The organism is Sinisalibacter lacisalsi (assembly GCF_014640115.1).
GTDB classification, from domain to species: Bacteria; Pseudomonadota; Alphaproteobacteria; order Rhodobacterales; family Rhodobacteraceae; genus Sinisalibacter; species Sinisalibacter lacisalsi.
Genome location: NZ_BMGI01000003.1, coordinates 367,725 through 392,638, shown reverse-complemented (window position 1 = coordinate 392,638; position 24,914 = coordinate 367,725). Strand labels below are relative to the sequence as shown.

The following is a 24,914-nucleotide window of genomic DNA, read 5'->3' as shown; positions in this document are numbered from 1 at the left end:
GGCCACGGTGTACCGGCTCGCCGTTTCGGCCATCGTGTCACTCGGCGCGGGCGCGCGCAATATCACCGCCACCTGCGCGTTCTCCAGCATGTCGAAGGCAAAGTAGACCAGCGGCACCAGCGCCAACGCCGCCCCGATCCACCAAGACCAGCGCGCCACCAGCCGGTAGATGAGCAAGCCCAGCGCCGCGGTGAGCGCCACCGGCATCAGCGTGTCGAGCACCCGTTGCGGCCCGAGATAGGCCGCCCGCCCCTCCGCGCCGAGACTGGCGAGAAAGGCGCGCACCTCGTCAGGCGTGTAACCTCCCATGCGCACATCCAGCATCGGCAGGCCCGCCGCCTCGATCATCGGCAGCGTCCAGATCCGCATCGCGATCAACCCGGCGAGGGCCGTGAGCCCGAAGAACGCAAGAAGCGGCCCCGAGCGCAGCATCGGCCTAGCCGTCCGCCCGTTCGATCCGCCCCCCGAGGCCCGCCATCAGCGGCTCGAACCCGGGAAAGCTGGTGGCGATCGGCGCACCGTCGTCCACCTGCACCGCCTCGCGCGTCGCCATGCCGAGCACGAGAAAGCTCATCGCGATCCGGTGGTCGAGCCGCGCCGCCACAGTGGCGCCGCCGGGCACACCGCCCGGCCCCATCCCGTGCACCACCATGAAATCCTCGCCTTCCTCGACTGTCACGCCGTTGGCCTCCAGACCGCGCGCCATCGCGTCGATCCGGTCGCTCTCCTTCACCCGCAACTCCTTCACGCCCACCATCTCGGTGCGCCCCTCGGCGAAGGCGGCGACCACGCTCAGGATCGGGTATTCGTCGATCATGCTGGCCGCGCGCTCCGGCGGCACGCGAATGCCCTTCATGTCGGGCGAGAACCGCGCGCGCAGGTCGGCCACCGGCTCGCCACCCTCCTCGCGCGGATTCTGGAAATCAAGGTTCGCCCCCATCTCGCGCAGCGTCTCGAACAGCCCCGCCCGGGTCGGGTTGAGGCCGATGTTGGGCACCAGCACGTCCGACCCTTCCACGATCAGCGCGGCACAGACCGGGAAGGCCGCCGAGGACGGATCGCGCGGCACGGCGATCTCCTGCGGGCGCAGTTCCGGCTGCCCGGTGAGCGTGATCACCCGGCCCTCGCCGGTATCTTCCACCCGCACTTCGGCCCCGAACCCCGCCAGCATCCGCTCGGTATGGTCGCGCGTGGCCTCGCGCTCGATCACCACCGTCTCGCCCGGCGCGTTCAGCCCCGCCAGCAGCACCGCGCTCTTGACCTGCGCGCTCGGCACCGGTGTCGTGTAATGAACCGGTACCGGATCGGCGGCCCCCACGATCGTCATCGGCAGCCGCCCGCCCGCGCGGCCCACGGCCCGTGCGCCGAACAGCGCCAAGGGGTCGGTGATCCGCGCCATCGGCCTGCTGCGGAGCGATGCATCGCCGGTGAAGGTGGCGGTGATCGGGCTCGTCGCCATCGCCCCCATGATCAGCCGCACGCCGGTGCCCGCGTTGCCGCAGTCGATCACGTCGTCCGGCTCGGCGAAACCGCCGACGCCCACGCCGTGCACCCGCCACTCGCCCTCACCGAGGCGCGCCACCTCGGCGCCGAAAGCCCGCATAGCGCCCGCCGTGCCCAGAACGTCCTCGCCCTCGAGCAAGCCGGTGATCCGGGTCTCCCCCACGCTCAGTGCGCCGAGGATCAGCGACCGATGGCTGATCGACTTGTCGCCGGGCACAAGCGCGTCGCCCTTGAGCGGCCCCGCGCGGCGCGATTTCATCGGGATAGGTTCACCGTGGCCGGACATCATGCGCCTCCAGACTGCCTCACCGGCTGATAGCGCGAAGCCCCGCGCCGGTCCACTGTCAGACCCGCCGGAAGGTGAGATAATGCGGCACCCTTCCCTCGCGCAGCGCCTTTTGCTCGTAGCGGGTCGAAATCCAGTCGGCCCAGGGCGCGCGCCAGTCAGCGGGGCCTTCAGCCAGCCAGTCGAACCCGGCGCGCGGCACCTCCTCCAACGCCTGGCGCACGTAATCGGGAATGTCGGTGGCGATGCGGAACTCCGCCCCCGGCTTCATCGCCCGCGCCAGCGGCGCAAGGTACTCGGGGGTCACGAAGCGGCGGCGGTGGTGCTTCTTCTTCGGCCAGGGATCGGGGTAGAGCAGGAAAGCCTTCTCAAGGCTCGCCTCGGGCAGCACGTCGAACAGATCACGCACGTCGCCGGGATGAACCGCGAGGTTCTCCACCCCGGCCTTGCGGATCTTGCCCAGCAACATGGCAACGCCGTTGATATAAGGCTCGCAGCCGATGATCCCCACCTCCGGGTGCAGCCCGGCCTGGTGCACGAGATGCTCGCCGCCGCCAAACCCCACTTCGAGCCACACCGGGCGCGCGCCGAACAGCGCGGCAAGGTCGAGCGGCGCGCGCTCCGGGTTCTCCTCCCAGCCCACCGGGCCGGGCGAGAGCGCCCCGAGATCCTCGTCGAGCCGGGCCTCCTGGCTCGCACGCAGGCCCTTGCCCTTGAGACGGCCATAGAAATTGCGCCACGGCGCGCCGGTGGGATGCTTGCCTTGTGTCATGAACGCGGGTTCTAAAGCGCCTTGGCGGGTGTGAAAACCTGTTTTCGTGCCGAGACGGCGGGAACTTCTTGGGTCGGCAAATACCTTCGGGGGGTGAATTGGGCCACGGGCCCAAGAGGGGGGCGGACAGCCCCCCTCCGGGTCGGATTGCGCAGCAATTCGACCCCCCGGTGCGCCCCTCAGACCGCCGCCTTGAGCGCCTCGACCAGGTCGGTTTTCTCCCAGGAAAACCCGCCATCCGTCTCCGGGGCGCGGCCGAAATGGCCGTAGGCCGCGGTGCGCTGGTAGATCGGGTGGTTGAGCCCAAGGTGCTCGCGGATCCCGCGCGGGGTGAGGTCCATCGCGGCGCGCGCCGCCTTCTCGATCGCCTCTTCCGAAACCTCGCCGGTGCCGTGGGTATCGGCATAGATCGACAACGGCTCGGCCACGCCGATGGCATAGGAAAGCTGCAGCGTGCAGCGCTTGGCGAGCCCCGCCGCCACCACGTTCTTGGCAAGGTAGCGCGCGGCATAGGCCGCCGACCGGTCGACCTTTGTCGGGTCTTTCCCCGAGAACGCCCCGCCGCCGTGCGGCGCCGCGCCGCCGTAGGTGTCGACGATGATCTTGCGCCCGGTCAGTCCGGCGTCGCCATCGGGGCCGCCGATCACGAACTTGCCCGTCGGGTTCACGTGCCAGACGGTCTCGGGCGTGATCCAGCCCTCGGGCAGCATCTCGCGGATATAGGGGGCCACCTTTTCTTCCACCTGCTTCGGCGTCATGTGCTCGTCGATATGCTGGGTGGAGAGCACGATCTGGCTCACGCCCACCGGCCGGCCGTCCTCGTAGCGCACCGAAAGCTGGCTTTTCGCGTCCGGCCCCATCCAGGCCTCGGTGCCGTCCTTGCGCACTTCGGCGAGCCGCTTCAGGATCGCGTGGGCATAGAGGATCGGTGCCGGCATGAGCTGCGGGGTCTCGTCCACGGCGTAGCCAAACATGATGCCCTGGTCGCCCGCGCCTTCGGCCTTTTTCTTTTCCTCGTCGGAATCCACGCCCCGCGCGATATCGCGGGACTGGGCGTGCAGCAGGTTGTCGATGTTCACGTTCTGCCAGTTGAAACCGGACTGATGTTCTTCATCGTAGCCGATTTCCCTGATGCACTCGCGCGCCACCGCGTGCACCCGGTCCTTGATCTCCCAGACGCGGTCTTCATGCGCCGTGCGCACCTCGCCGCCGATCACGACACGGTTGGTGGTGGCGAGGGTCTCGCAGGCCACCCGCGCCTGCGGGTCCTCCGCGAGGAAGAGATCGAGAACCGCATCCGAAATCCGGTCGCAGACCTTGTCGGGGTGGCCCTCGGAAACCGATTCCGAGGTGAAGGTGTAGTCGTGCCGTGCCATGAGAAGTGCTCCATTGAAAAATCCCCGCCACGTCAGGAAGCCGTTGTGACGGTTGTGAAAGATAGCCGATACGCGGGGCCGAGGGCTTGGTCAACGTCTTTTGCGCATCCGCATGGCGATCAGCCCGAGCCCGGCGAGGGCCAGCACGAGTCCCAGGGGCGCATCGCCGAAGCGCGCGTAGAGCGTGGCCGGCAGCGCCCCGGGCAGGTCGACGTCGAGCTTTCCGTCCTGTCCGAGCGGCAGGGTGGCCAACAGGCCGCCGCGCGCGTCGATCACCGCGCTCACCCCGGTGTTGGCGGCTCGCGCCAGCGGCAGACCGAACTCGATGGCCCGGAACCGCGCCTGCACCAGATGTTGCTGCGGCCCCGAGAAGGTGCCGAACCAGGCGTCGTTGGTGAGCTGCAGGATCCAGTCCGCCCGCCCCGGCGCAGCGCGCAGATCGCGCGGGAAAATCGCCTCGTAGCAGATCAGCGGCAGGGCGCGGCCAAGCCCGCCGGGCAGCTCCATCAGCGCGGCCCCCGGACCGGCGGAATAGCCATAGCCCTCGCGCGCCGCCAAGCCGTGGATGCCGAAGCGGTCGAGCAGGTCGCCAAGCGGCATGTATTCGCCGAAGGGGACGATGTGGTGCTTGTCATACACCTGTTCCGCCGCGCCATCCGGGCCGAAAAGCACCAGCGAGTTGTAGCCGCGCCGCCCCTCGAGCCGCCGTATCCCGGTGATCACCCGCGCGGGCGCGGCGGCGGCGGCCACCTGCGCCTGAACCTCCGGGTTCGCGCCCAGCAGGGTCGGCACCGATGTTTCTGGCCAGATCACGAGGTCGGGCGGCACCTCCGCCTCGGCCGCACTCAGCGCCAGTGCCCGGTCGAAGAACACCCCCACCCAGGCGGGATCCCATTTCTGTTGCTGCGACGCGTTGGGCTGGACGAGGCGCAAGCGCACCGGCTCTGCTCGCTCCGGCACCGGCTGGCGTTCGAGCCAGGCTCCGCCGCCCAGCGCGAGCACCGCCGTAATCGCCAGCACCCCGGCGCCGGCAAGGCTGCGGCGCACGAACGCCACCCAGAGACCAGCCGCCCAGCCGGCCGTCAGCACCGAGAGCCCGAAAGCCCCGACCAGCGCGGCCCATTGCGAGATCGGCGCGTCGATCCAGGCAAGCCCCGGCCCGCCCCAGGGAAAGCCGGTGAAAATCCGGCCGCGCAGCGCCTCCGCCGCCCCGAGCGCCACGACGAAGCCGAGCCAGCCCCGGCACCCGTCCGGGCTCAGCCAATGCGCCAGCGCGAAGGCCCCGCCCCAGAAAAGCGCCATGCCGCCCGCCATCAGGAACAGCGCGAACGGCGCCATCCAGCCGTGCCGCTCGACATCGACGAGAAAGGGCTGGACGATCCAGACCAGCGAAAGCGTGAAATAGCCAAGGCCGAAGGCCCAGCCGGTGAGCGCCGCCTTGCGCGGCCGCGGGGCTGCCGCCAGAAGCGCGTACGCCCCGGCAAAGCCCAGCAAGGTTGCGGGCCACATGTTCAGCGGAGCCTGGCCCAGCGCGGCCAGAAGTCCCAGCGCGAGGCCAACGGCCAAAACCCGCCACCAGCGCCGCTCCAGCCAGCCGGGGAGCTGGCGTAGCCATCCGCCGGGGAAGCGATCAGCCATTCGCACCGGACTTCGGCAAACGCACCCTAAGCCGCTTGATCCGGCGCGGATCGGCGTCCACCACCTCGAACTCGAACCCGCCGGGATGGGCGATCACCTCGCCGCGCGCCGGCACATGGCCCGCGATCAGCGCCACCAGCCCGCCGAGCGTGTCGATCTCTTCGTCGTCGGGGTCGAAACCCCGCAGCCTCAGCCCGGCATCGGCCTCGAACTCGTCGAGCGGCGTGCGGGCTTCGGCCAGGAAACTGCCCGCCTTTTCCTGCGCCCAGAGCGCACCCTCTTCGAGATCGTGCTCGTCCTCGATCTCCCCGATCACCTGTTCGATCAGGTCCTCGATCGTGGCCAACCCGTCGACCCCGCCATATTCGTCGATCACCAGCGCCATGTGGGTGCGATCGGTCTGCATCTTCTGCAGCAGCACCCCGATCGGCATCGACGGCGGGGCATAGAGCAGCGGGCGAAGCAGCTCTTGCAGGTTGTAGCGCTCGCCCTTGCCGTTGAAGCCGTGGGTCAGCGCGAAATCCTTGAGGTGAACCAGCCCCACCGGGCTGTCGAGCGTGCCTTCGAAGACGGGCAGCCTCGACATGCCCGAGCTGCGAAACACTTCGACCAGATCCGATTTGCCGATATCAAGGGGGACGGAGATGATTTCCGCCTTCGGGATCATCACGTCTTCCACGCGCATCCGTCGCAGGTTGCCCATTCCCGGCATCGTGCTGGCCAAGCCCCCCGCTCCGGCCGCAACTGGCGCCAACACGCTTTCCCCACCTGTTTCGGAGGGGCTGAGCGCCCCGATGATCCGGCTCAGAAAGGTGCCGCCGTGTTCCTCGTTTTCTTCCTCGCGCGCGCCCTGCGCCGCGCTAGAAGAGCCTTCGATATTGTCGCCCATCAGTCCTTCCAAACAACCGGGCCATCTTCGCCCGCCCCCTCATATGGGTCTGAAATCCCGAACTTGCCAAGTATTTCCACTTCGATTCGTTCCATCAGCGCCGCATCTTCATCGTCGATGTGATCATATCCCAACAGGTGCAGCGTGCCATGAACCAGAAGATGGGTGACGTGGTGCGCCAACTCGCGCCCCGCCTCCTCCGCCTCGCGCGCGCAGGTTTCGAAGGCGATGGCGATATCGCCAAGTTCGGGATCGGCCGGCGCGCGCGGCCGCTCGCCCGGCACTTCGGCGCCGCGCTCTTCCGAGGGCCACGACAGGACGTTGGTGGCAGCCGCCTTGCCGCGGAAATCCGCGTTCAGCGCGCTGATCCGGGCGTCGTCGCAGGCCAGCAGGCTGATACTGGCGCCGGCCATGCCCCGATTCGCCAGCACCGCGCCACAAGCCCGCTCGGCCAACGTGGCCAGGTCCAGCGCTTCCCAGCGCGCATCCTCGATGATGAGATCGACAATCATGGATTCTTTCTTGGGTCAAAAAACACTTCGTGGGCGCCGCGCCGCAGGCCTGCGGCAGGAACGACGCGGCAGCGCCCCGGCCAGCCTTTTCGCCATTTGCGCGGCCGGAAGTCAGCCCTGCTGGTCCGCCGCGTCATACGCCTCGATGATCTTGGCTACAAGCGGATGGCGCACCACGTCTTTCGCGGTGAAATAATTGAAGCTGATATCGTCGATCCCCTTGAGCAGCGTTTCCGCGTCGCGCAGCCCCGAGGCCACGCCGCGCGGCAGGTCAACCTGGCTGCGGTCGCCCGTCACCACCATGCGGCTGCCTTCACCGAGGCGGGTGAGGAACATCTTCATCTGCATCGTGGTGGCGTTCTGCGCCTCGTCGAGCACCACGAAGGCATTTGACAGCGTGCGCCCGCGCATGAAGGCGAGCGGCGCGATCTCGATGCGCTTTTCCTCGATCAGCTTGGCCACCTGCTTGCCGGGCAGGAAATCGTTCAGCGCGTCGTAGAGCGGCTGCATATAGGGATCGACCTTTTCCTTCATGTCACCGGGCAGGTAGCCGAGCTTTTCGCCGGCTTCCACCGCCGGGCGGCTGAGAATGATCCGGTCGACATGGCCGCCGATGAACAGGTTCACCCCCACCGCCACGGCGAGGTAGGTTTTCCCGGTGCCCGCGGGACCGATGCCGAAGGCCAGTTCGTGCTTGAACAGGTTTTTTACGTAAGCGGCCTGCGCCGCGGTGCGGGGCTCGACAAGCTTCTTGCGGGTCTTGATCTCGACGCGGCCACCCTTGAACAGCTCCATCTGCCCGCCGACCGGCGCCTCGCTTTCGCCGCCCAGCCTGATCTCGCCGTCGATATCGCCCGCCTCGATCGCCCGCCCGGTCTCCAGGCGGGTGTAGAGCGCCGCCAGCACCTCGGCCGCGCGCGCCCTGGCGGCAACCTCGCCGTGGATCGCCAACTGGTTGCCGCGGCGCAGGATCTGCACCTCGAGCTGGTGTTCGATCTGGGCAAGGTTCCGGTCGAACTGGCCGCAAAGGTCGATGAGCAGTCGGTTGTCGGGAAACTCCAGCAGGGTTTCGTGGCTGTCTTCGGGTCTCGGCGGGGTGCTCAACGCATCAATGCCCAAATCTGTCTCCGTGAACTGGGTGCCAGTAGGTCGATGGTGCACACCACCCCAGCCTCACGCAAGATGTTGTGTTCCGATTTCATTGTCCTGATACATTTTTGGCCGCGGGTGATGCCCCGCGGCCAGTTTCTGCGCATGCGCGCAATCGCTTTCGTGTTCCTGCCGATCAGGGCAGGTAATCCGGGAAGTCACTCGACACCCGGTGATCGCCAATCACCGATCCCGGCGGGATCTCGCTGGAGCAGCGCGGCAGGCCCGAGCGCGGGTCGGAGCGGGTCGAGGCGTAGCCCTCGACGCCCTCGTCGACGATCCAGGCTTCGCAGCCATCCGGGGTGACGGCCACCGCGGCCTGGCCGTCACGCGGACCGGGCTGGTCGCCGAAGGTCCGGTCGGTATTGGTGGCGATGAGCTTCGGCGCGCCGCCGTCATAGGTGGTCGACTGGCAACCGGCGACGGCGATGGGCGCGATCAGCGCGAGAAGAACGAGTTTCCTGGTCATTGCGGGTACCTGTAGCAAACGATTTCAACGCGGCGGTTCTTCTGCATGTTTGCAGCCGAGTCATTCGGGGCGATCGGGCGGCGCTCGCCGAAACCGGCGACCCGGTCGACCACCGCGCCGGTGGAACGGGCCACACCGGCAACGGCATCGGCCCGGCGCTGCGACAGGCGCATGTTGTATTCGTCCGAGGCGCGGCTGTCGGTATGGCCGTAGACGGCATAGGCAAAGGCCCCGGCGGAGGTGAAGAACTGTTGCAGCCACTGGCGGCCCGTGGACGTGAGCTGATGGCTGTCGGTGGCGAAGAGCACATCGGTGTTGGGCACCGCGCAGGTATTGCGCTCAAGGCACATGTGCTGGCCGGTTTTCGGATCGCGACGCGGCGTCATGTAGCCTTCGAGGCCGCCATCGGCCCACCAGTGCATGCAGCCATCGGGATCGACCCAGAGGCCCCAGTTGATCTTGCCGGTGACGGTCACCTCTTGCTGGGCGCTGGCAGCTGTTCCCGACAAGGCAACGGAAGAAATGCCCAGAACCACGGCAAGCGCAGTCGTTCTGAGACTCGAGTAAAATCGGTTTGGCACGCTATATCCCCCAATACAGCCGCGTAATTCGCGACAAAGTGCTTTATCCGTGAGAGGTTAGCCCGAAGGGAAAGCCGCTGTAAATGGTAACGCCCGCGTTCGCGTCGCCAAAGCGGAAACAATCTGTATCCCAGATGTGAATAAACTGTGGATAAGTCGGGCCGTCCGGCGCACGCCCGGCCTGCCGCGACGAATCAGGCCAGCGCGCCCGAAAGCGAGTTCGGGCCGGCGCCGGTGATTCTGACCCGGCGCAGGTCGCCCGGCGCGATGCCCTCGGCGCTCACGTGCACCGCGTGCAGGTAATCCGATTTGCCGACCATCTGCCCCGGCATCCGCCCCGGCTTTTCGAACAGCACGCCAACCTCGCGCCCGACCATGTCCTGCATGATCGCGGCCGCCTGGTCATTGATCAGCGCCTGGAGCCGCTGCAAACGCTCCGAGGCCTCGCCCGGGTCCACCTGCGTGCGCTCGGCGGCTGGCGTGCCGGGGCGGGGGCTGTATTTGAAGCTGAACGCCTGCCCATAATTCACCGCCCGGATCAGGTCCATCGTCGCCTCGAAATCCGCCGCCGTCTCTTCCGGGAAGCCGACGATGAAATCGCCCGAGATCAGGATATCGGGGCGGGCGGCACGGATGCGTTCGATCAGCCGCAGGTATTCCTCCGCCGTGTGCTGGCGGTTCATCCGCTTGAGGATGCGGTCGGAGCCCGATTGCACCGGCAGGTGAAGGTAGGGCATCAGCTTGTCGATCTCGCCATGCGCCGCGATCAGGTCGTCGCTCATGTCGTTCGGGTGCGATGTGGTGAAGCGGATGCGCTCCAGCCCGTCGATCTCCGCCAGCGCCCGGATCAGCCGCGCGAGGCTCCAAACCCCGCCCTCCCCGTTTCCGTGATAGGCGTTGACGTTCTGGCCCAGGAGGGTGATCTCGCCCACGCCCTTCTCCACCAGCTCGCGCGCCTCGCGCAGGATGCGATCAGCCGGCCGGCTCACCTCTGCGCCCCGCGTGTAGGGCACCACGCAGAAGGCGCAGAACTTGTCGCAGCCCTCCTGAACGGTGAGGAAAGCGGTGGGCCCGCGCCTGGCCTGCGGCCGCGCCTTCAATTCCTCGAACTTGTCCTCGGCTGGGAAATCGGTGTCGACGACCTTCTCGCCGCGCGCCGCCTTGGCCACCATGTCGGGCAGGCGGTGATAGGTCTGCGGCCCGACCACGAGATCGACCATCGGCTGGCGGGCGATGATCTCCTCGCCCTCGGCCTGCGCCACGCAGCCGGCCACGCCGATCTTCAGATCAGGCTTTGCGGCTTTCAGATCCTTGTAGCGGCCAAGCTCGGAATAAACCTTCTCGGCCGCCTTCTCGCGGATATGGCAGGTGTTGAGCAGGATCATGTCGGCCTCTTCCGGGCTCGCCACCTCCTCGTAGCCTTCGGCCCCGAGCGCCTCGGCCATGCGCTCGCTGTCGTAGACGTTCATCTGGCAGCCATAGGTGCGGATGAAGAGCTTTTTCGTATCGGCCATGTCGCGCGCCCCGGTTCAGGATCAGGCCGGGTTCCTACCGCAAGCGGCGCTCGCCCGCAACGGTTGCATTGCGCCGCGCGATGGGGGAGATTCCCGTCCGGAGCCCCGACGGGCAGAGGCAGGCATGCGGTATTCATCACTGAAAGATTTCGTCGCCCGCGGTGATGCGGCGCTCGCCAAGGGGCCGGTGGCGCTGATCATGGTGGAGGATCTCGTCGAGGTCGAAAGCACCATCCGCTACCACCAGATCGCCGGGTTCAAGGCGCTCGTCGTTTTCGCCCCCGAGGCGCTCGATCTGCCGCCCGCGCTGGAAGAGGGGATCCACCGCGTTGACTACTCCATGGCCGAGGATCACGCGCTGGAAACCGCCGTGAACGCCGTGATCGAGGCGGCGCCGGGGATCTGGCTCTACTACTGCTATAACACCGAATACCTGTTCCACCCGTTCTGTGAGAGCCGCAAGGTCGGCGAGATGCTCACCTTCCATACCGAGGAGCGCCGCGACGCGATGCTGGCCTACGTGGTCGACATCTATGCCGACGACCTCGCCCGCTACCCGAATGCCGTTTCGCTCGACAACACCTGGATGGACAAGTCGGGCTACTACGCCCTGGGCCGCAAAGACCCCGAAACCGGCCACGACCGGGCGCGCCAACTCGATTTCTTCGGTGGGCTGCGCTGGCGCTACGAGGAACATATCCCCAAGGATCGGCGCAAGATCGACCGGATCGCGCTGTTCCGCGCCAAGCCGGGGCTCCGGCTCAGGCCCGATCACACCTTCAACGACGAAGAATACAACACCTACGCCTGCCCCTGGCACAACAACATCACCGTCGCCATCGTCAGCTTCCGCACCGCCAAGGCGTTGAAGACGAATGCGGGCAGCACCTTCTCGATCCCTACCTTCAAATGGCACAATTCCGTGCCGTTCGAATGGACCTCGCAGCAGTTGCTTGACCTCGGGCTGATGGAACCGGGGCAGTGGTTCTGATCGCGTCAACCCCGCCGTTGCGGCGCAGGTGACATCCGGTCAGCGCCCGAGAGGCGGCGAAAGCGGTTCTCTGCCGGCATTGCCGCCTTCCCAGCAAGTTTTCGCGCACCTGTTTGGCTTCGCCAGGGTGAGTCCATATCGTCGGGGCGACCGCGGGAAACGCCGCGCGGTCGAAACCGCAATACCATGGAGTACCTCATGAAATTCCCCAAGAATCTTTACGCGTTGACCCTTGCCGGCCTGATCGGCGCCGCGACGCCTTTCGCGATCCCGGCGCAGGCGCAGGAGGCCGCGCCCTCCGCAGCAGAGGTGACCGGCGACGAGATCGACGCCTTCGTGGTGGCCTATCAGCGCGTGATCGCGATCGAGCAGCAATATGCCCCCGAGATCGCCGAGGCCGCAGACCCGGGGCAACAGGATGAACTGCGTCAGGAAGCACTGGTCGAGCAGACCGACGCGGTGGAGCAGACCCCGGGCATCGACGTCGACCGCTACGTTGAAATCATCACCATCGCCCAGGCAGATCCGGACCTGAACACCCGGATCCTCGAAAAACTCAACCAGTGAGTTCGATGACCTACTGAACGGGTTTGCGCTCCGCGCCACGGGTGCGCGGGGCGCATAAGCTCTCCCAAGGAGTCCGGCGCAGGGCTCTTGCCGCTTTGGGGCGGACCAGCCTTCACAAATTTTTCTCGGATATCAGCGCAGCGTGGCGTCGAATTCGATGACCGAAAGCTCGCTGTCGCTTTGCGCGGCAACCAGTATCTTGGCATTCAGAAGGTCATTGCCCGAAAACTCGATCGATTTGCCGAGAATGTCGTCTCGCGACTGGGTGATCCGGTAGCCCGCTTCCTGCAGCGCCACTTCCCACTCGGCCAGAAGTTCCTCGCCATCGCGCGCGGTGCTGAACGAGAACATCCTGATCGACGAGCCGATCGACCGTTCGGACAGAATTTCCATGTCGGCCGGAAGTTCGAGACCTTCAGGCATCCATTCCTGCAACCCCTCCTCTGCCAACGCCGCGAGGCTCGCGGCGAGAACAAGGAAGGCGACGAGCAGCGCGGATCGCAGATGCGCGCGCAGGCCGGCCAATCCGGGCAACGCCGGCTTGCGCCATGTCATCGTGGGACGAAAGGCGGCGATGGGGGCGGGGGTGCAAATCATGGCTGTCATGGCAAAACACTTATTGGCCGGATATCCAAAGCGCAACCGAACCATCACAGCCAACGGCGCGCATCGGCGGAATCCGGCTTCGGGCGCACCCGCCCGCGGCGCGGCTGCAACACGGCCCCCCGGGGCCGGCCGGCCCCGTCTTTACATCCCGGCCTCAAGCCCCCACATTGGGTCAAACCCCGCAAGCACCCGCCCCTCGCGGCCTTGCCAAACTCACCTTCCCCACCAGAGAGATTTACCATGTCCCAAGTCAAAGAGGGCGATACCGTCCGTATTCATTACAAGGGCACGCTGACCGACGGCACCGTGTTCGACACATCCGAGGGCCGCGAGCCGCTCGAATTCACCGTCGGGTCGGGCCAGATCATCCCCGGACTCGACTCGGCCATGCCCGGCATGGCCGTGGGCGACCAGAAGCGCGTGGAGATCAACATGATGGAGGCCTATGGCCCGCGCCATGACGACCGCGTTCTCGAAGTGCCGCTCGATCAGCTCCCGGCCGATATCCCGCGCGAAGAGGGAATCATGCTGGCGATGCGCGGTGAAGACGGGCAGGAGATGCCGGTGCGCGTTGCCGCCGTGTCCGACACCACGATGACGCTCGACGCCAACCACCAGCTGGCGGGCGAAGATCTCGTCTTCGAGGTGGAACTGGTCTCGATCGCCTGAGCCAAAACGGCAGAAAACGAAAAGGCCGCGCTCCCGGGCGCGGCCTTTTTCAATTCCGTGGGACGCGGATCACACCTTGCGCAGGCGGATGACCACGTCGACCCGGTCGATCTCGGTGCCCTCGGGCGGCTCGGGCAGATTGCTCACCCGCACCTCGCCCGCGTCGGCATCCGACAGGGCGTCGTTGTCGCCGCAGTAGAAGTGGGCGTGGTTGGTGGTGTTGGTGTCGAAATAGCTCTTCGAGCCGTTCACCGTGATCTCGCGCAGAAGCCCGGCGTCGGAGAAGGCGCGCAACGTGTTGTAGACGGTGGCGAGCGACACCCGCTCACCGCTGGAACGCGCCGCGTCGAACAGGCTTTCGGCGGTCACGTGGCGGTGCTGCCCGTCGCCCACGAGAAGCTTGGCCAGCGTCACGCGCTGACGTGTCGGCCGCACGCCGCCGCTCTCGAGCCACCTGGCCCCGGTCTGTTTCGCTTCGGTCATCGACATGGTGAAACCCCGTTCGCGTTCTGACATTGCAGTATAAACGTAAACTCGTTGCGGTTTCAAATAATTTCAAGTCCACGCCGCCCCCGGGCCGGGCCCTGCTCTTGCCAGCGCCGAGGCCCGGGTGCTAGAGGATGCCGACAACCAGGCAGCACAGAGGCAGGCGGGGGCCAGATGGCGGATTATCCGACGAGTTTCACCAAGGAAGACCTTCTGAAATGCGCCGCCGGCGAGCTGTTCGGCCCCGGCAATGCCCAGCTTCCCGCGCCGCCGATGCTGATGATGGACCGGATCACCGACATCTCCGGCGACGGCGGCAAGCACGGCAAGGGCCACGTGGTGGCCGAGTTCGACATCACGCCAGACCTGTGGTTCTTCGACTGCCACTTCCCCGGCAACCCGATCATGCCCGGCTGCCTCGGCCTCGATGGGCTGTGGCAGCTCACCGGCTTCAACCTCGGCTGGCGCGGCTGGCAGGGGCGCGGCTACGCGCTCGGCGTGGGCGAAGTGAAGCTCACCGGCATGGTGCGCCCCGACCGCAAGATGCTCACCTACTACGTCGACTTCACCAAGGCGATCCAGACGCGGCGTCTGACGATGGGCGTGGCCGATGGCGTCGTCGAAGCCGACGGCGAGGTGATCTACGTGGTCAAGGATATGAAAGTGGCGCTGTCGGAGGGCTGAGGCGCTCCGAACATCACGACCGCAAGGCCGTTCCCCGATTGTGCAGCATGGTCTTTTGACCCCACTCAGAATGGCCGCACGACGTTGCCGCTGTAGAAGAACACGCCCATCCCCACGGTGAACAGGATATTGCCCGCGATTGCGTGCAGGATCACCGCCATCGGGAACGAGCGCCGCTCCTCGTAGGCCCATGCGAACACCAGCCCGCCGGCGAAGGTCATCGTCGCGACGATCCAGTTCCAGTAGAGCAGGTGAGCCAGCGAGAAGAACGCGGCATTGAGCACCAGCGCGGCCCGCGCCGGCGGCAGGATCGCCCCGTAGCGACGGAAGAACAGCGGCCGGAACACGATCTCCTGCGGCAAGGCCGAGACGAGGGGGTAGAATACCATGATCGCCAGCCACAGCCAGGGATCGAGACGAAACACCATCAGGAAAGCCTCTGGCCGCATTGCCAGGAGCACGGCGAGAGACACCGCCGTTGCGATGAGCGCGAATACCGCCACCGCCCGCCAGTCGATCCCGTGCCAACCGCGCAACAGGTCGCGCCAGCGAAAACCGGGCGTGAGGTGCAGAAGCACGATCCCGATCATCGTCGAGAAAAACAGGACCGGGAACATCGCGGTCGCCGGCAGCAAAACCGCCACGGAAACCGGCAAGACAAGGAAGAAGCCGAGGAACTCGGCCCAGAGCCGCCGACGCGGCAGATCTCTGGAAACGACGGTTTCGCTCACCACCAGCATACTCCCCATGCCCGGCCGACCGAACTCAATCTCGTGCCGACGCGCCCCGGGTTCAAGGTGACTCAAACCCACAGGCTGGCGATCGGGGGGCGGATGGCGTTTTCGAAGCCAACGGCGAGGTGATCTACGCGGTCATGGACATGAAGGTGGCGTTGAGCGAGAGTTGAGGGGGGGCATCAGAGTCGGGCGCGATGGCAACTCAACTTCTTAGCTTGAAATTAACGTTTTCATCGCTATTTTGGTTTGTAAAGGTTCCCCTCCGATGACAAGAACCCAAGGGGTTCTCCGGAAACGGTAGTCGGAGGGGTCGAATTACTCAGTAATAGCGCCGCACGCCACTTCTGAAGATGTCGAACTCACTGCGGAACTGCGCTGCGACGATCGAGTGAGCCGAGTCATCTCCAAGCTCCCACTTTCGAAAAACCGCCCAATTCAGATAGTCTGCGACCTGCAACCCATAATGCGAGCGCGAAGCGTGGTGCATCACTCGATACGGAACTCCATGTGAGAGCATGCTGGCCAACACGGTTTTCACCGCCTTTTCAACTGCCCTCCGCTTTTTTGCTACCGGGATACTGTCCGTCACAACAATCACCTCCCCGACACCTCCAGCGACCTTACCTACCGCAAACCTGAGCAAATACCCTAACATCCGTGGGTAGAACTTTTCAGGGACTTGGAGCGCAGGTCCTGTTTTGCATTTCTCAACTATAACAGAGTCAACTGAATCTGGAGGAATCGACGCAGCAAGCATCGAAAACACACGATTTCGGACATGCCTGTTGTCGTCCGCACAGTGAAAATACTCCATTTCAATGCGAGGTTTGATCCTGTGCTCAATCAGGTCGTACTTGTAAGTGTCCAAGGTTGTATGGAGCTTGAAGGGACGAAACAAACTCACGCCAGACAGCGTGAAATACTTAGTCCCGGACGGCGAGAAATCGAAGTTCCCACCTTCATCAAGAAAAACGTAGAGCGTGGGTAGGGCGCGGGCGGGCAATTGGGTCATGCACCTCTTGGTTGAAGTGATTAATGCGGCTCCCACATACTACCTCAGCCGCTTTTCGACAATGCAAGCCAAGTCCGCCATAATACTTGGTACCATTGGAGGTCGAATGACGCTTACCGTTTGACGTGATCTAACACGCACGGGAACGAGCCAATTCCACATTCCTTCCCCTTCGCCCCTCCCCCCTTGCCCCGCCCCGCCCGCCTGCACTACACACGATCCCAGCCAAAACAGGGAGAACGCCATGCGTCGCGTCGTCGTTACCGGGTTGGGGATCGTCTCCGCCATCGGCAATTCCGCCGAGGAGGTGCTTGCAAGCCTCAAGGCGGGCAAATCCGGCATCACCGCCAACGCCGACATGGCCGAGCGAGGCTTTCGCAGCCAGGTTGCCGGGGCGCCGGATATCGACATCAAGGCGCATGTCGACAAGCGGGCCTTGCGCTTCATGGGGCCGGGCGCGGCCTACGCCCATATCTCGATGCAGCAGGCCATCGCCGATGCCGGGCTTGACGAGGCGCTGATCTCGAACCCGCGCACCGGGCTGATCGCGGGCTCCGGCGGGCCGTCCACCTCCGCGATGTTCGCCGCCCACCAGAGCGTGCTCGAAACCGGCGCCACCAAGCGCATCGGCCCCTTCGCGGTCCCGAAGTGCATGGGGTCCACGATCAGCGCCAACCTTGCGACGGCCTTCAAGATCAAGGGCATCAACTACTCGATCACCTCCGCCTGCTCCACCTCGCTGCACTGCATCGGCAGCGCCGCCGAACAGATCATGATGGGCAAGCAGGACGTGATGTTCGCCGGCGGCGGCGAGGAACTCGACTGGACGCTGTCGTGCCTGTTCGACGCGATGGGCGCGATGAGCTCGAAATTCAACGACACTCCCGAGAAGGCGAGCCGCGCCTTCGACGCCGACCGCGACGGCTTCGTGATCGGCGGCGGCGGCGGCATGGTGGTGCTCGAAAGCCTCGAACACGCGCAAGCGCGGGGTGCGAAGATCTACGCCGAGGTCACCGGCTTCGCCGCCACCTCCGACGGGCACGACATGGTCGCCCCCTCCGGCGAGGGCGGCGAGCGGGCGATGCGGCTGGCGCTGGCCACCCTGCCCGAAGGCCGGAAAGTGACCTACATCAACGCCCACGGCACATCGACGCCGGTGGGAGATGTCGGCGAAGTGGAAGCGGTGCGCCGGGTGTTCGGCGAAGGCACCACCCCGCCGATCAGCTCCACCAAGTCGATGACCGGCCACAGCCAGGGCGCCACCGGGGCGCAGGAGGCGATCTACTGCCTGCTGATGCTTCGAGACGATTTCATCGCCCCCTCGATCAACGTCGAAACCCTTGACCCGGCGATCAGCCCGGGCGAAATCGCCACCACCTTGGTGGAAAACGCCGGGCTCGACACGGTGATGACCAACAGTTTCGGGTTCGGCGGCACCAACGGCTCGATGCTTCTGTCGAAGTTCAAGGAGTAACGCCGATGGCGAATCTGTTGACCGGGAAGCGCGCGCTGATCATGGGCGTGGCGAATGAACGCTCGATCGCGTGGGGCGTAGCGAAGACCTTCGCCGAAGAGGGCGCGGAACTGGCGTTTTCCTACCAGGGCGACGCCTTCGGCAAACGGGTCGAACCGCTCGCGGCCTCGGTCGGCTGCGATCTGCTCGTCGACATGGACGTGACCGACGACGCAGCCCTCGACGCCGGCTTCGCCGCGCTCTGGGATCGCTGGGACCGGATCGACATCCTCGTCCACGCCATCGCCTATTCCGACAAGACCGAGTTGACCGGGCGGTTCATCGACACCAGCCGCCAGAACTTCAAGACCTCGCTCGATATCTCGTGCTATTCCTTCATCGAAGTCGCCCGACGCGCCCGCGAGAAGATGACCGAGGGCGGCACCATGCTTACCATGACCTACGGCGGCTCGAACCGGGTTACGCCGTTCTACAACGTCATGGGCGTGGCCAAGGCGGCGCTGGAGGCCAGCGTGCGCTACCTCGCCAACGATCTCGGCCCCGACGGCATCCGGGTGAACGCGATCAGCCCCGGCCCGATGAAAACGCTCGCAGGTGCCGCCATCGGCGGCGCGCGCAAGACCTACCGCCACACCGAGGCCAACGCCCCCCTGCGCCACAACGCCACGCTCGAGGCGATCGGCGGCACGGCGGCCTACCTCGCCTCGGACTACGGAAATTGCACCACCGGCGAGATCATCACGGTGGATTCGGGCTTCCACGTGCTCGGAATGCCGCAATCGGAAAACATCTGAGGTTTGCACCGAAGCGGGCGCGGCGCGGTTTTATTCGCCGCGCCCCCGCAGTCCCATCCAGATCACGAAGCCGCCAACCAGGATGAGCGACACGGGCACGAGAAAGCCCTGCGCCAGGGCTTCGAGGCTCGCCTCGGCCCGCCACAATTCCATCGCGCCGGCAAAGGCAATGCCCCCCAGAACGATCAGCCCCGCACCGATCACAAACGCCAAAATCCGCACCTGATTGCCTCCGCTTTCGTTTTTTCCGATCCGACCACGCGGCCCCGCCGCGCGCCATGCGCCCTTGCGTCACGCCTCTTTTTTGCACCTGCGCGCACGCCGCATCCTGACGGCGCCGGCGCGGAATGACCAGCGCCATCGCCGCGAAATGAAGACGCCGGGAACACACGGAAACAGACTTTTTCCGCCACAATACTTGTTCCTCCGCCATCTTTTCGGCACATGAAACCCACGGGCGGCGCGTTGATCCTTCCGAGTTTCATCTCTCCGCGCCGCCCCCTGTGACTCAGCCCAGCCGACCTGTTCCGATCCGGGGGTCAATGGCCTTTCTTCTGCTCTCGATCAGCCTGCTGATCGCCACGTTCGCCGTGGTGCGGCCCGCGCTGATCGAGGGGCCGCGCATCACGCTCACGCATTTCGACGGCAAGGGCGTGCTCATCGCCGTCGTCTTCGTGATCGGCGCTACGATGGTGCTCGGCGCGGGGCTTGCCGCGGCATTGCTCCTGGCGCTGATGGTGAAGGACCTCGGCCATGTGATCGGCCGCCGCCTCGCTGGACATGCCGACACGAAGCTGCGCCTGCTGCCCCTGCCCGGCGGCCCGGCGATCTGTGACCGCGCGCCGCGCTCCGATCTCGAAGCCTTCTTCATCCTGTTGATGGGGCCGGGCCTCGGCTTTGCGCCGATGGCCACGGCCTTCGCCAACGCCACCGCCTTCGCCGCCCATTTCTCCACCCTCGGAGCCTTCCTGCTCGGCGGCTGGTGGGTGCACAGGCTCTTGCCGCCGGGGTTCTGACCCCTTTCCTCCCCGCACCGGCCGTGCCATCGTCTCGGGCGTGAGACCGACCGGAGGCCCCATGCCCATCACCGCCTGCATCTTCGACGCTTACGGCACCCTGTTCGACGTGTCCGCCGCCGCGCGCAACGCCGCCGCCCTGCCCGAGAACGGCGCCATCGCCGAAAGCTGGCAAAGGCTCGCCGCGGACTGGCGCCACAAGCAGCTCGAATACAGCTGGCTGCGCGCGATCACCGGCGAACACCGCGATTTCTGGGCCGTCACCAAGGATGGGCTCGATTGGGCCCTCGCCGCGCAGGGCCTCGCGGGCGAAGCGGAGCTGCGCGAGCGCCTGTTGGCGCTCTACTGGCAACTGGCAGCGTATCCCGAGGTGCCCGAAGTGCTCGCCCGGCTGAAACAGGCGGGGATTGCCACCGCGATCCTTTCGAACGGCTCACCCGCGATGCTCGACGCCGCGGTGCACTCGGCCGGAATCGAGGCGCTGCTCGACGACGTGCTCTCGGTCGAAAGCGTCGGCATCTTCAAGCCCGCGCCACAGGTCTACGAGCTGGTCACCACCCGGTTCGACTGCCGGCGCGATTCGGTGCTCTTCGTCTCGGCCAACGGCTGGGATGCCGCCGCCGCCTCGGGCTTCGGCTTTCTCACCGCGTGGATCAACCGGGCGGGCGCACCGCCGGAGCGCTTGGGCCACCCGCCACACGAGGAACTGCCCGATCTCACCACCATTCCCGAGATCGCCGCGGCGCTATGACCGAACCGCAGTTCTTCACCGCAGAAGACGGGCTGCGCCTCGCTTACCGCGACGAAGGCACGGGCCTGCCACTGATCGCGCTCGCCGGGCTCACCCGCAACGGCGACGATTTCGACTTTCTCGCCCCGCACCTCCCAAGCGTTCGCCTGATCCGCCCCGATTATCGCGGCCGCGGGCGCTCGCAATGGGGCGATCCGGGCAGCTACACCATCGAGCAGGAGGCCCGCGACGTGCACGGGCTGATGGATCACCTCGGCCTCGCCCGCGCCGCCATCCTCGGCACCTCGCGCGGCGGGCTGATCGCGATGCTGCTGGCGGCCACGGCGAAGGAGCGGCTGCTCGGCGTCTGCCTCAACGATATCGGCCCCGAGATCGCCCCCGAGGGCCTCGCAAGCATCGCCGCCTACATCGGGCGCAACCCGGGCGCGGACAGCTACGAGGCCGCCGCCGAAGCTCGGGCACGCACCGCCGTGGGATTTGCGAACGTGCCCCGCGAACGCTGGCTCGCCGACGTGAAGAACCTCTTCACCGAAACCGAAACCGGCCTTGCAATCACCTACGACCCGGCGCTCGCCCACGGCTTCGCCGACGGCGCCGAAATCCCGCCGCTCTGGCCGCTGTTCGACGCGCTCGATGGCCTGCCCGTCGCCCTGATCCACGGCGCAGGGTCCGACATTCTCGCGCAGTCCACCGCCGACGAGATGCGCCGCCGCCGCCCCGACATGGGCTATGCCCGGCTGGAAGATCGCGGCCACGTGCCTTGGCTCGACGAGCCCGACGCGCTCGCCGTGATCCGGGCCTGGCTCGCCGAGATCACCAACGCCTCCCAAACACGAGACCCCGCATGAACATCGACATGATCCGCGCCGCCGGCCGCCGCCTCGAAGGCCATGCCCGCCGCACCCCGCTGCTCGCCTCGCCCTTCCTCGACGAGATCGCCGGCCGCCGCGTGCTGGTGAAACCCGAATGCCTCCAGCATACCGGCAGCTTCAAGTATCGTGGCGCGCGCAATGCGCTGGCGGCGATGGACGCGGCCACCCGCGCCCGCGGCGTCATCGCCTTTTCCTCCGGCAACCACGCCCAGGGCGTGGCGCTGGCGGCGCGCGAATTCGGCGTGCCGGCGGTGATCGTGATGCCCGCCGACGCGCCGGCGCTGAAGATCGCCAACACCCGCGCGCTCGGCGCCGAGGTGGTGCTCTACGATCGCGCCAGCGAAGACCGCGACGAGATCGGCGCGCGGCTGGCCACCAAGCGCGGGCTGATGCTGGTCAAACCCTTCGACGAGCCCGAGGTGATCGCCGGGCAGGGCACGACGGGGCTGGAGATCGCCGCGCAGGCCGCCGAACTGGGCGTGCACGAGGCGGAGGTGCTGGTGCCCTGCGGCGGCGGCGGGCTGACGTCCGGGATCGCTCTCGCCTGCGAGGCCGACGCCCCGGGAATGCGGGTGCGCCCGGCCGAACCCGCGGGCTTCGACGATACCGCCCGCTCGCTCGCCGCCGGCCATATCGTGGCAAACGACCGCCTCACCGGCTCGCTCTGCGATGCCATCGTCACGCCTTCGCCGGGGCAGCTCACCTTCCCGCACATGGCCCGCCTCTGCGGCCCCGGCTTCGCGGTGCCCGACGACGACGCCCTGCGCGCCATGGCGGCGGCCTTCACCCGGCTTAAAATCGTGATCGAGCCGGGTGGCGCGGTGGCGCTGGCGGCGGCGCTCTACCATGGCGCGGCGCTCGAAGCCGATACGGTGATCGTGGTGGCCTCCGGCGGCAACGTCGACGCGCCGCTCTTCGCCGAGGCGCTCACCCGCTTCGGCTGACCCCCTTGGCAAAACGCGCCACCGGGTCACTTTCACGCCCGCCCACGGCCTCCCATTCCGCCGTCAAGGCGGCGCGCTCGGCCTCCACCAGCGCGCCCGCATCCTCGATCCGCGCGCCCTGCCCGCGCATGTGGTCCATCAGCCGGTGCGAATGCAGGATCGTCGGCACCGCATCCCCCGGCTCCCAGGCGTCGAGCAATGTCACCCGGCGCAGGTTGAACTCCGGCGGCAGCACGTAGAAGCGGATATCCGAACGCCACAGAAGATCCTTCAGGATCGGCTGGTCGCGCCCGCTCCCCGCCTCGGCATAACGCCGCGCCCACTCGGAGAGAAACCCAAGCATAACTTCTGACCGCCGGTACAGCACCACGCCCGAGTTGAGCTGCGGAAAGGCATAAGGTGTCACCTCTTCCCGGCCCTCGCGGATCAGCGCCGTCGCCCGGCGCACGTCATGAGCCAGCGCCAGCTCGAACCGGTCGAGAATGTCGAAAAGATCGGCCAGCGGGTTCACCACCAGCGTGTCGGCATCCAGAAACAACGTCCGCTCGAACCGCGTGGCGGCCATGCAATCGAGCTTCGAGCGCGAATGCGGGGTCTCGATCCGGTGCACCGCGTCGAACAGCCCCGGCGCCGCCGCGTCCGGATCGTCGGTGAACAGGTCCACCGCCAGCCCCGGCTCTACCGCCCGCAATGAGCGCGCCGAGGCCTCAGCCAACGCGCGGTAATCCGACCCCGTGGCCACGTAGATCACACCCTTGTCCATACGGTGCAGAAAGCCGCAAAGCCGCATCCGGCACAAGCCATCTTCTTGGGTCCGGAAATACCTCGGGGGGCGCGGGGGGCAGCGCCCCCCGCCCCGCTCGCCGCAGGCGCGCTCCCGGAATGCTTGACTCACCCCCCGCCCGCGCGTAAATGGCCGTCAAACCCCGGAAGCCGTGTCTTCCGGTCCCATGGGCACAAGCCCGGGATCGCCCCCCGTCAGCGCGGATGCGCCCACGGGGGCGCTCGCCGTTTGGAGCCCACCGCGCGCGGCCCTATCTTGGGGAAAACAACGGCAAAGGAGCCGAAAGATGTTCGAAAGCCTATCAGACCGCCTCTCCGGCGTCTTCGACCGGCTGACCAAGCAGGGCGCGCTCTCCGAGGACGACGTCAAGACCGCGCTGCGCGAGGTCCGTGTGGCGCTGCTCGAGGCCGATGTCTCGCTGCCCGTCGCGCGCGATTTCGTCAAGAAGGTGCAGGAAAAGGCCACCGGCCAGGCGGTGACCAAATCGGTGACCCCGGGCCAGCAGGTGGTCAAGATCGTGCACGACGAGCTTGTCGCCGTGCTCACCGGCGAGGGCGACCCGGGCGCGCTCAAGATCGACAACCCGCCCGCGCCGATCCTGATGGTCGGCCTGCAGGGCGGCGGCAAGACCACCACCACCGGCAAGCTCGCCAAGCGGCTCAAGGACCGCGAGGGCAAGCGCGTGCTGATGGCCTCGCTCGACGTCTACCGCCCCGCCGCGATGGACCAGCTTGCCATCCTCGGCCAGCAGATCGGGGTCGACACCCTGCCGATCGTGCCCGGCGAAAAGCCGGTCGACATCGCCAGGCGGGCCAAGACCCAGGCTTCCCTCGGCGGCTACGATGTCTACCTGCTCGACACCGCCGGCCGGCTCCAGATCGACGAAGTCCTGATGCAGGAAGTCGAGGACGTCTCCAAGGCGGTTTCCCCGCGTGAAACCCTGCTGGTCGTCGACGGCCTCACCGGCCAGGTCGCCGTCGAGGTGGCGCAGGAGTTCGACGCCAAGGTGGGCATCACCGGCGTGGTGCTGACCCGGATGGACGGCGACGGGCGCGGCGGCGCCGCGTTCTCGATGCGCGCCGTCACCGGCAAGCCGATCCGCTTCGTCGGCCTCGGCGAGAAGATGGACGCGCTCGAAACCTTCGAGCCCGAGCGCATCGCCGGCCGCATCCTCGGCATGGGCGATATCGTCGCCCTCGTCGAGAAGGCGCAGGACACCATTGAGGCCGAGCAGGCCGAACGGATGATGCGGCGCTTCCAGAAGGGCCAGTTCAACATGAACGACCTGCGCATGCAGCTCGAACAGATGGTCAAGATGGGCGGCATGGAAAGCGTGATGGGCATGATGCCCGGCATGGGCAAGATGGCCAAGCAGATGGAGGGCGCCGGCGTCGACGACAAAATGCTGAAGCGCCAGATCGCGCTGATCGATTCGATGACGAAGAGGGAACGCGCCAACCCCGCCCTGCTCCAGGCCAGCCGCAAGAAGCGCGTGGCGCGCGGCGCCGGCCAGGAGGTATCGGAGCTCAACAAGCTTCTGAAGATGCATCGGCAGATGTCGGACATGATGAAGAAGATGGGCAAGATGGGCAAAGGCGGGATGCTCAAGCAGGCGATGAAGGGCATGTTCGGCAAAGGCGGCGGCATGCCCGGCGGCATGCCCGATATGAACGACCCCAAGGCGATGGAAGAGGCCGCCAAGATGCTCGGCCAGCAGCGCGGCGGCATGCCCGGCCTCGGCGGCGGCGGCATGCAACTGCCCTCGGGTCTCTCCGGTTTCGGAAAGAAGAAGTGATGGTCCGCCGTCCGCCTCATATTGCTCAGCCGGCGGGGGGCGC

27 protein-coding genes, 1 pseudogene and 1 riboswitch are annotated in these 24,914 nt (G+C 66.5%); of the genes and pseudogenes, 12 read left to right on the top strand and 16 right to left on the bottom strand.

Features of this window, described 5'->3' with window-relative positions; genetic code table 11:
* Positions 1 to 436: 436 nt before the first annotated feature.
* The 10 genes from aroA to miaB all read right to left on the bottom strand — a co-directional run bounded on the left by aroA (position 437) and on the right by miaB (position 10,689).
* Complete coding sequence (gene aroA, locus IEW01_RS11375; protein ID WP_188527746.1) at positions 437 to 1,789, bottom strand: 3-phosphoshikimate 1-carboxyvinyltransferase; 1,353 nt, start codon at positions 1,787 to 1,789, stop codon at positions 437 to 439.
* Positions 1,790 to 1,847: 58 nt separating this feature from the next.
* Positions 1,848 to 2,561 (bottom strand): tRNA (guanine(46)-N(7))-methyltransferase TrmB, encoded by a 714-nt coding sequence (gene trmB, locus IEW01_RS11370; RefSeq protein WP_188527745.1) that lies wholly within the window; start codon positions 2,559 to 2,561, stop codon positions 1,848 to 1,850.
* Between the two features lie 179 nt (positions 2,562 to 2,740).
* Positions 2,741 to 3,937 carry a methionine adenosyltransferase gene (gene metK / locus IEW01_RS11365; RefSeq protein ID WP_188527744.1) on the bottom strand — a complete coding sequence of 399 codons (1,197 nt, stop codon included), beginning with the start codon at positions 3,935 to 3,937 and terminating at the stop codon, positions 2,741 to 2,743.
* A gap of 6 nt (positions 3,938 to 3,943) precedes the next feature.
* Positions 3,944 to 3,992: riboswitch (SAM-SAH riboswitch) on the bottom strand.
* A 35-nt stretch (positions 3,993 to 4,027) separates the two neighbouring features.
* A complete protein-coding gene (gene lnt, locus IEW01_RS11360) occupies positions 4,028 to 5,575 on the bottom strand; it encodes an apolipoprotein N-acyltransferase (protein WP_188527743.1) in 1,548 nt (515 codons plus the stop codon).
* Positions 5,568 to 6,464, bottom strand: coding sequence for a hemolysin family protein (locus tag IEW01_RS11355; protein WP_188527742.1), 897 nt, complete (start codon positions 6,462 to 6,464; stop codon positions 5,568 to 5,570). Before IEW01_RS11355 ends, lnt begins: the two co-directional genes overlap by 8 nt.
* Positions 6,464 to 6,976, bottom strand: a complete 513-nt coding sequence (gene ybeY, locus IEW01_RS11350; RefSeq protein ID WP_188527741.1) for an rRNA maturation RNase YbeY — start codon at positions 6,974 to 6,976, stop codon at positions 6,464 to 6,466. The genes IEW01_RS11355 and ybeY overlap by 1 nt, the downstream gene beginning before the upstream one ends.
* Before the next feature lie 111 nt (positions 6,977 to 7,087).
* Positions 7,088 to 8,095 (bottom strand): PhoH family protein, encoded by a 1,008-nt coding sequence (locus IEW01_RS11345; RefSeq protein ID WP_188527740.1) that lies wholly within the window; start codon positions 8,093 to 8,095, stop codon positions 7,088 to 7,090.
* Positions 8,096 to 8,261: 166 nt separating this feature from the next.
* Positions 8,262 to 8,594, bottom strand: coding sequence for a hypothetical protein (locus IEW01_RS11340; RefSeq protein WP_188527739.1), 333 nt, complete (start codon positions 8,592 to 8,594; stop codon positions 8,262 to 8,264).
* The gene (locus IEW01_RS11335) at positions 8,591 to 9,103 is read right to left on the bottom strand and encodes an OmpA family protein (protein WP_229738213.1); all 513 of its coding nucleotides are present in this window, start codon (positions 9,101 to 9,103) and stop codon (positions 8,591 to 8,593) included. Before IEW01_RS11335 ends, IEW01_RS11340 begins: the two co-directional genes overlap by 4 nt.
* Positions 9,104 to 9,369: 266 nt before the next feature.
* Positions 9,370 to 10,689 (bottom strand): tRNA (N6-isopentenyl adenosine(37)-C2)-methylthiotransferase MiaB, encoded by a 1,320-nt coding sequence (gene miaB / locus IEW01_RS11330; protein WP_188527737.1) that lies wholly within the window; start codon positions 10,687 to 10,689, stop codon positions 9,370 to 9,372.
* Positions 10,690 to 10,813: 124 nt separating this feature from the next.
* On the opposite strand from miaB, the gene IEW01_RS11325 reads away from it, so the two are divergent.
* Together IEW01_RS11325 and IEW01_RS11320 are read left to right on the top strand one after the other, a co-directional pair.
* Positions 10,814 to 11,680: a hypothetical protein gene (locus tag IEW01_RS11325; RefSeq protein WP_188527736.1), complete on the top strand. Its 867-nt coding sequence runs from the start codon at positions 10,814 to 10,816 to the stop codon at positions 11,678 to 11,680.
* 198 nt (positions 11,681 to 11,878) lie between these two features.
* Positions 11,879 to 12,247 (top strand): DUF4168 domain-containing protein, encoded by a 369-nt coding sequence (locus IEW01_RS11320; protein ID WP_188527735.1) that lies wholly within the window; start codon positions 11,879 to 11,881, stop codon positions 12,245 to 12,247.
* Positions 12,248 to 12,379: 132 nt separating this feature from the next.
* On the opposite strand, the gene IEW01_RS11315 is transcribed toward IEW01_RS11320, so the two are convergent.
* Positions 12,380 to 12,853, bottom strand: coding sequence for a hypothetical protein (locus tag IEW01_RS11315; RefSeq protein ID WP_188527734.1), 474 nt, complete (start codon positions 12,851 to 12,853; stop codon positions 12,380 to 12,382).
* A gap of 240 nt (positions 12,854 to 13,093) precedes the next feature.
* Here IEW01_RS11315 and IEW01_RS11310 point away from each other — a divergent pair, with 240 nt between their 5' ends.
* A complete protein-coding gene (locus IEW01_RS11310) occupies positions 13,094 to 13,522 on the top strand; it encodes an FKBP-type peptidyl-prolyl cis-trans isomerase (RefSeq protein ID WP_188527733.1) in 429 nt (142 codons plus the stop codon).
* Positions 13,523 to 13,591: 69 nt separating this feature from the next.
* Here the strand turns inward: IEW01_RS11310 and irrA are convergent, their stop codons facing one another.
* Positions 13,592 to 14,005: an iron response transcriptional regulator IrrA gene (gene irrA / locus IEW01_RS11305; protein ID WP_188527978.1), complete on the bottom strand. Its 414-nt coding sequence runs from the start codon at positions 14,003 to 14,005 to the stop codon at positions 13,592 to 13,594.
* Positions 14,006 to 14,182: 177 nt separating this feature from the next.
* Here irrA and fabA point away from each other — a divergent pair, with 177 nt between their 5' ends.
* Positions 14,183 to 14,692 (top strand): bifunctional 3-hydroxydecanoyl-ACP dehydratase/trans-2-decenoyl-ACP isomerase, encoded by a 510-nt coding sequence (fabA, locus tag IEW01_RS11300; RefSeq protein WP_188527732.1) that lies wholly within the window; start codon positions 14,183 to 14,185, stop codon positions 14,690 to 14,692.
* Between the two features lie 65 nt (positions 14,693 to 14,757).
* Here fabA and IEW01_RS11295 read toward each other — a convergent pair whose 3' ends face one another.
* Complete coding sequence (locus IEW01_RS11295; RefSeq protein WP_229738212.1) at positions 14,758 to 15,441, bottom strand: CPBP family intramembrane glutamic endopeptidase; 684 nt, start codon at positions 15,439 to 15,441, stop codon at positions 14,758 to 14,760.
* Between the two features lie 45 nt (positions 15,442 to 15,486).
* Between IEW01_RS11295 and IEW01_RS11290 the strand changes: the two are divergent.
* Positions 15,487 to 15,599 (top strand): annotated as a pseudogene (locus IEW01_RS11290) (beta-hydroxydecanoyl-ACP dehydratase); the annotation flags it as partial.
* A 149-nt stretch (positions 15,600 to 15,748) separates the two neighbouring features.
* Here IEW01_RS11290 and IEW01_RS11285 read toward each other — a convergent pair.
* Positions 15,749 to 16,441 carry a DUF3800 domain-containing protein gene (locus IEW01_RS11285; RefSeq protein WP_188527731.1) on the bottom strand — a complete coding sequence of 231 codons (693 nt, stop codon included), beginning with the start codon at positions 16,439 to 16,441 and terminating at the stop codon, positions 15,749 to 15,751.
* Positions 16,442 to 16,685: 244 nt separating this feature from the next.
* Between IEW01_RS11285 and fabB the strand changes: the two genes are divergently transcribed.
* Together fabB and IEW01_RS11275 are read left to right on the top strand one after the other, a co-directional pair.
* Positions 16,686 to 17,915, top strand: coding sequence for a beta-ketoacyl-ACP synthase I (gene fabB / locus IEW01_RS11280; protein WP_188527730.1), 1,230 nt, complete (start codon positions 16,686 to 16,688; stop codon positions 17,913 to 17,915).
* 5 nt (positions 17,916 to 17,920) lie between these two features.
* Positions 17,921 to 18,709, top strand: coding sequence for an enoyl-ACP reductase FabI (locus tag IEW01_RS11275; protein ID WP_188527729.1), 789 nt, complete (start codon positions 17,921 to 17,923; stop codon positions 18,707 to 18,709).
* Positions 18,710 to 18,739: 30 nt separating this feature from the next.
* On the opposite strand, the gene IEW01_RS11270 is transcribed toward IEW01_RS11275, so the two are convergent.
* Entirely contained in the window at positions 18,740 to 18,922 is a 183-nt protein-coding gene (locus tag IEW01_RS11270) for a hypothetical protein (RefSeq protein ID WP_229738211.1), read from the bottom strand.
* Positions 18,923 to 19,251: 329 nt separating this feature from the next.
* Here IEW01_RS11270 and IEW01_RS11265 point away from each other — a divergent pair, with 329 nt between their 5' ends.
* From IEW01_RS11265 to IEW01_RS11250, 4 genes are all read left to right on the top strand, one after another.
* Entirely contained in the window at positions 19,252 to 19,725 is a 474-nt protein-coding gene (locus IEW01_RS11265) for a hypothetical protein (protein WP_188527727.1), read from the top strand.
* 61 nt (positions 19,726 to 19,786) lie between these two features.
* Positions 19,787 to 20,476, top strand: coding sequence for a haloacid dehalogenase type II (locus IEW01_RS11260; protein WP_188527726.1), 690 nt, complete (start codon positions 19,787 to 19,789; stop codon positions 20,474 to 20,476).
* The gene (locus IEW01_RS11255) at positions 20,473 to 21,324 is read left to right on the top strand and encodes an alpha/beta fold hydrolase (protein ID WP_188527725.1); all 852 of its coding nucleotides are present in this window, start codon (positions 20,473 to 20,475) and stop codon (positions 21,322 to 21,324) included. Before IEW01_RS11260 ends, IEW01_RS11255 begins: the two co-directional genes overlap by 4 nt.
* On the top strand, positions 21,321 to 22,292 hold the full coding sequence (locus IEW01_RS11250; protein ID WP_188527724.1) for a threonine ammonia-lyase: 972 nt from the start codon (positions 21,321 to 21,323) through the stop codon (positions 22,290 to 22,292). The genes IEW01_RS11255 and IEW01_RS11250 overlap by 4 nt, the downstream gene beginning before the upstream one ends.
* Here IEW01_RS11250 and IEW01_RS11245 read toward each other — a convergent pair.
* A complete protein-coding gene (locus IEW01_RS11245; protein ID WP_188527723.1) occupies positions 22,276 to 23,055 on the bottom strand; it encodes a glycosyltransferase family protein in 780 nt (259 codons plus the stop codon). The genes IEW01_RS11250 and IEW01_RS11245 overlap by 17 nt on opposite strands.
* 307 nt (positions 23,056 to 23,362) lie before the next feature.
* On the opposite strand from IEW01_RS11245, the gene ffh reads away from it, so the two are divergent.
* Positions 23,363 to 24,871, top strand: a complete 1,509-nt coding sequence (gene ffh, locus IEW01_RS11240) for a signal recognition particle protein (RefSeq protein ID WP_188527722.1) — start codon at positions 23,363 to 23,365, stop codon at positions 24,869 to 24,871.
* Positions 24,872 to 24,914: the final 43 nt, after the last annotated feature.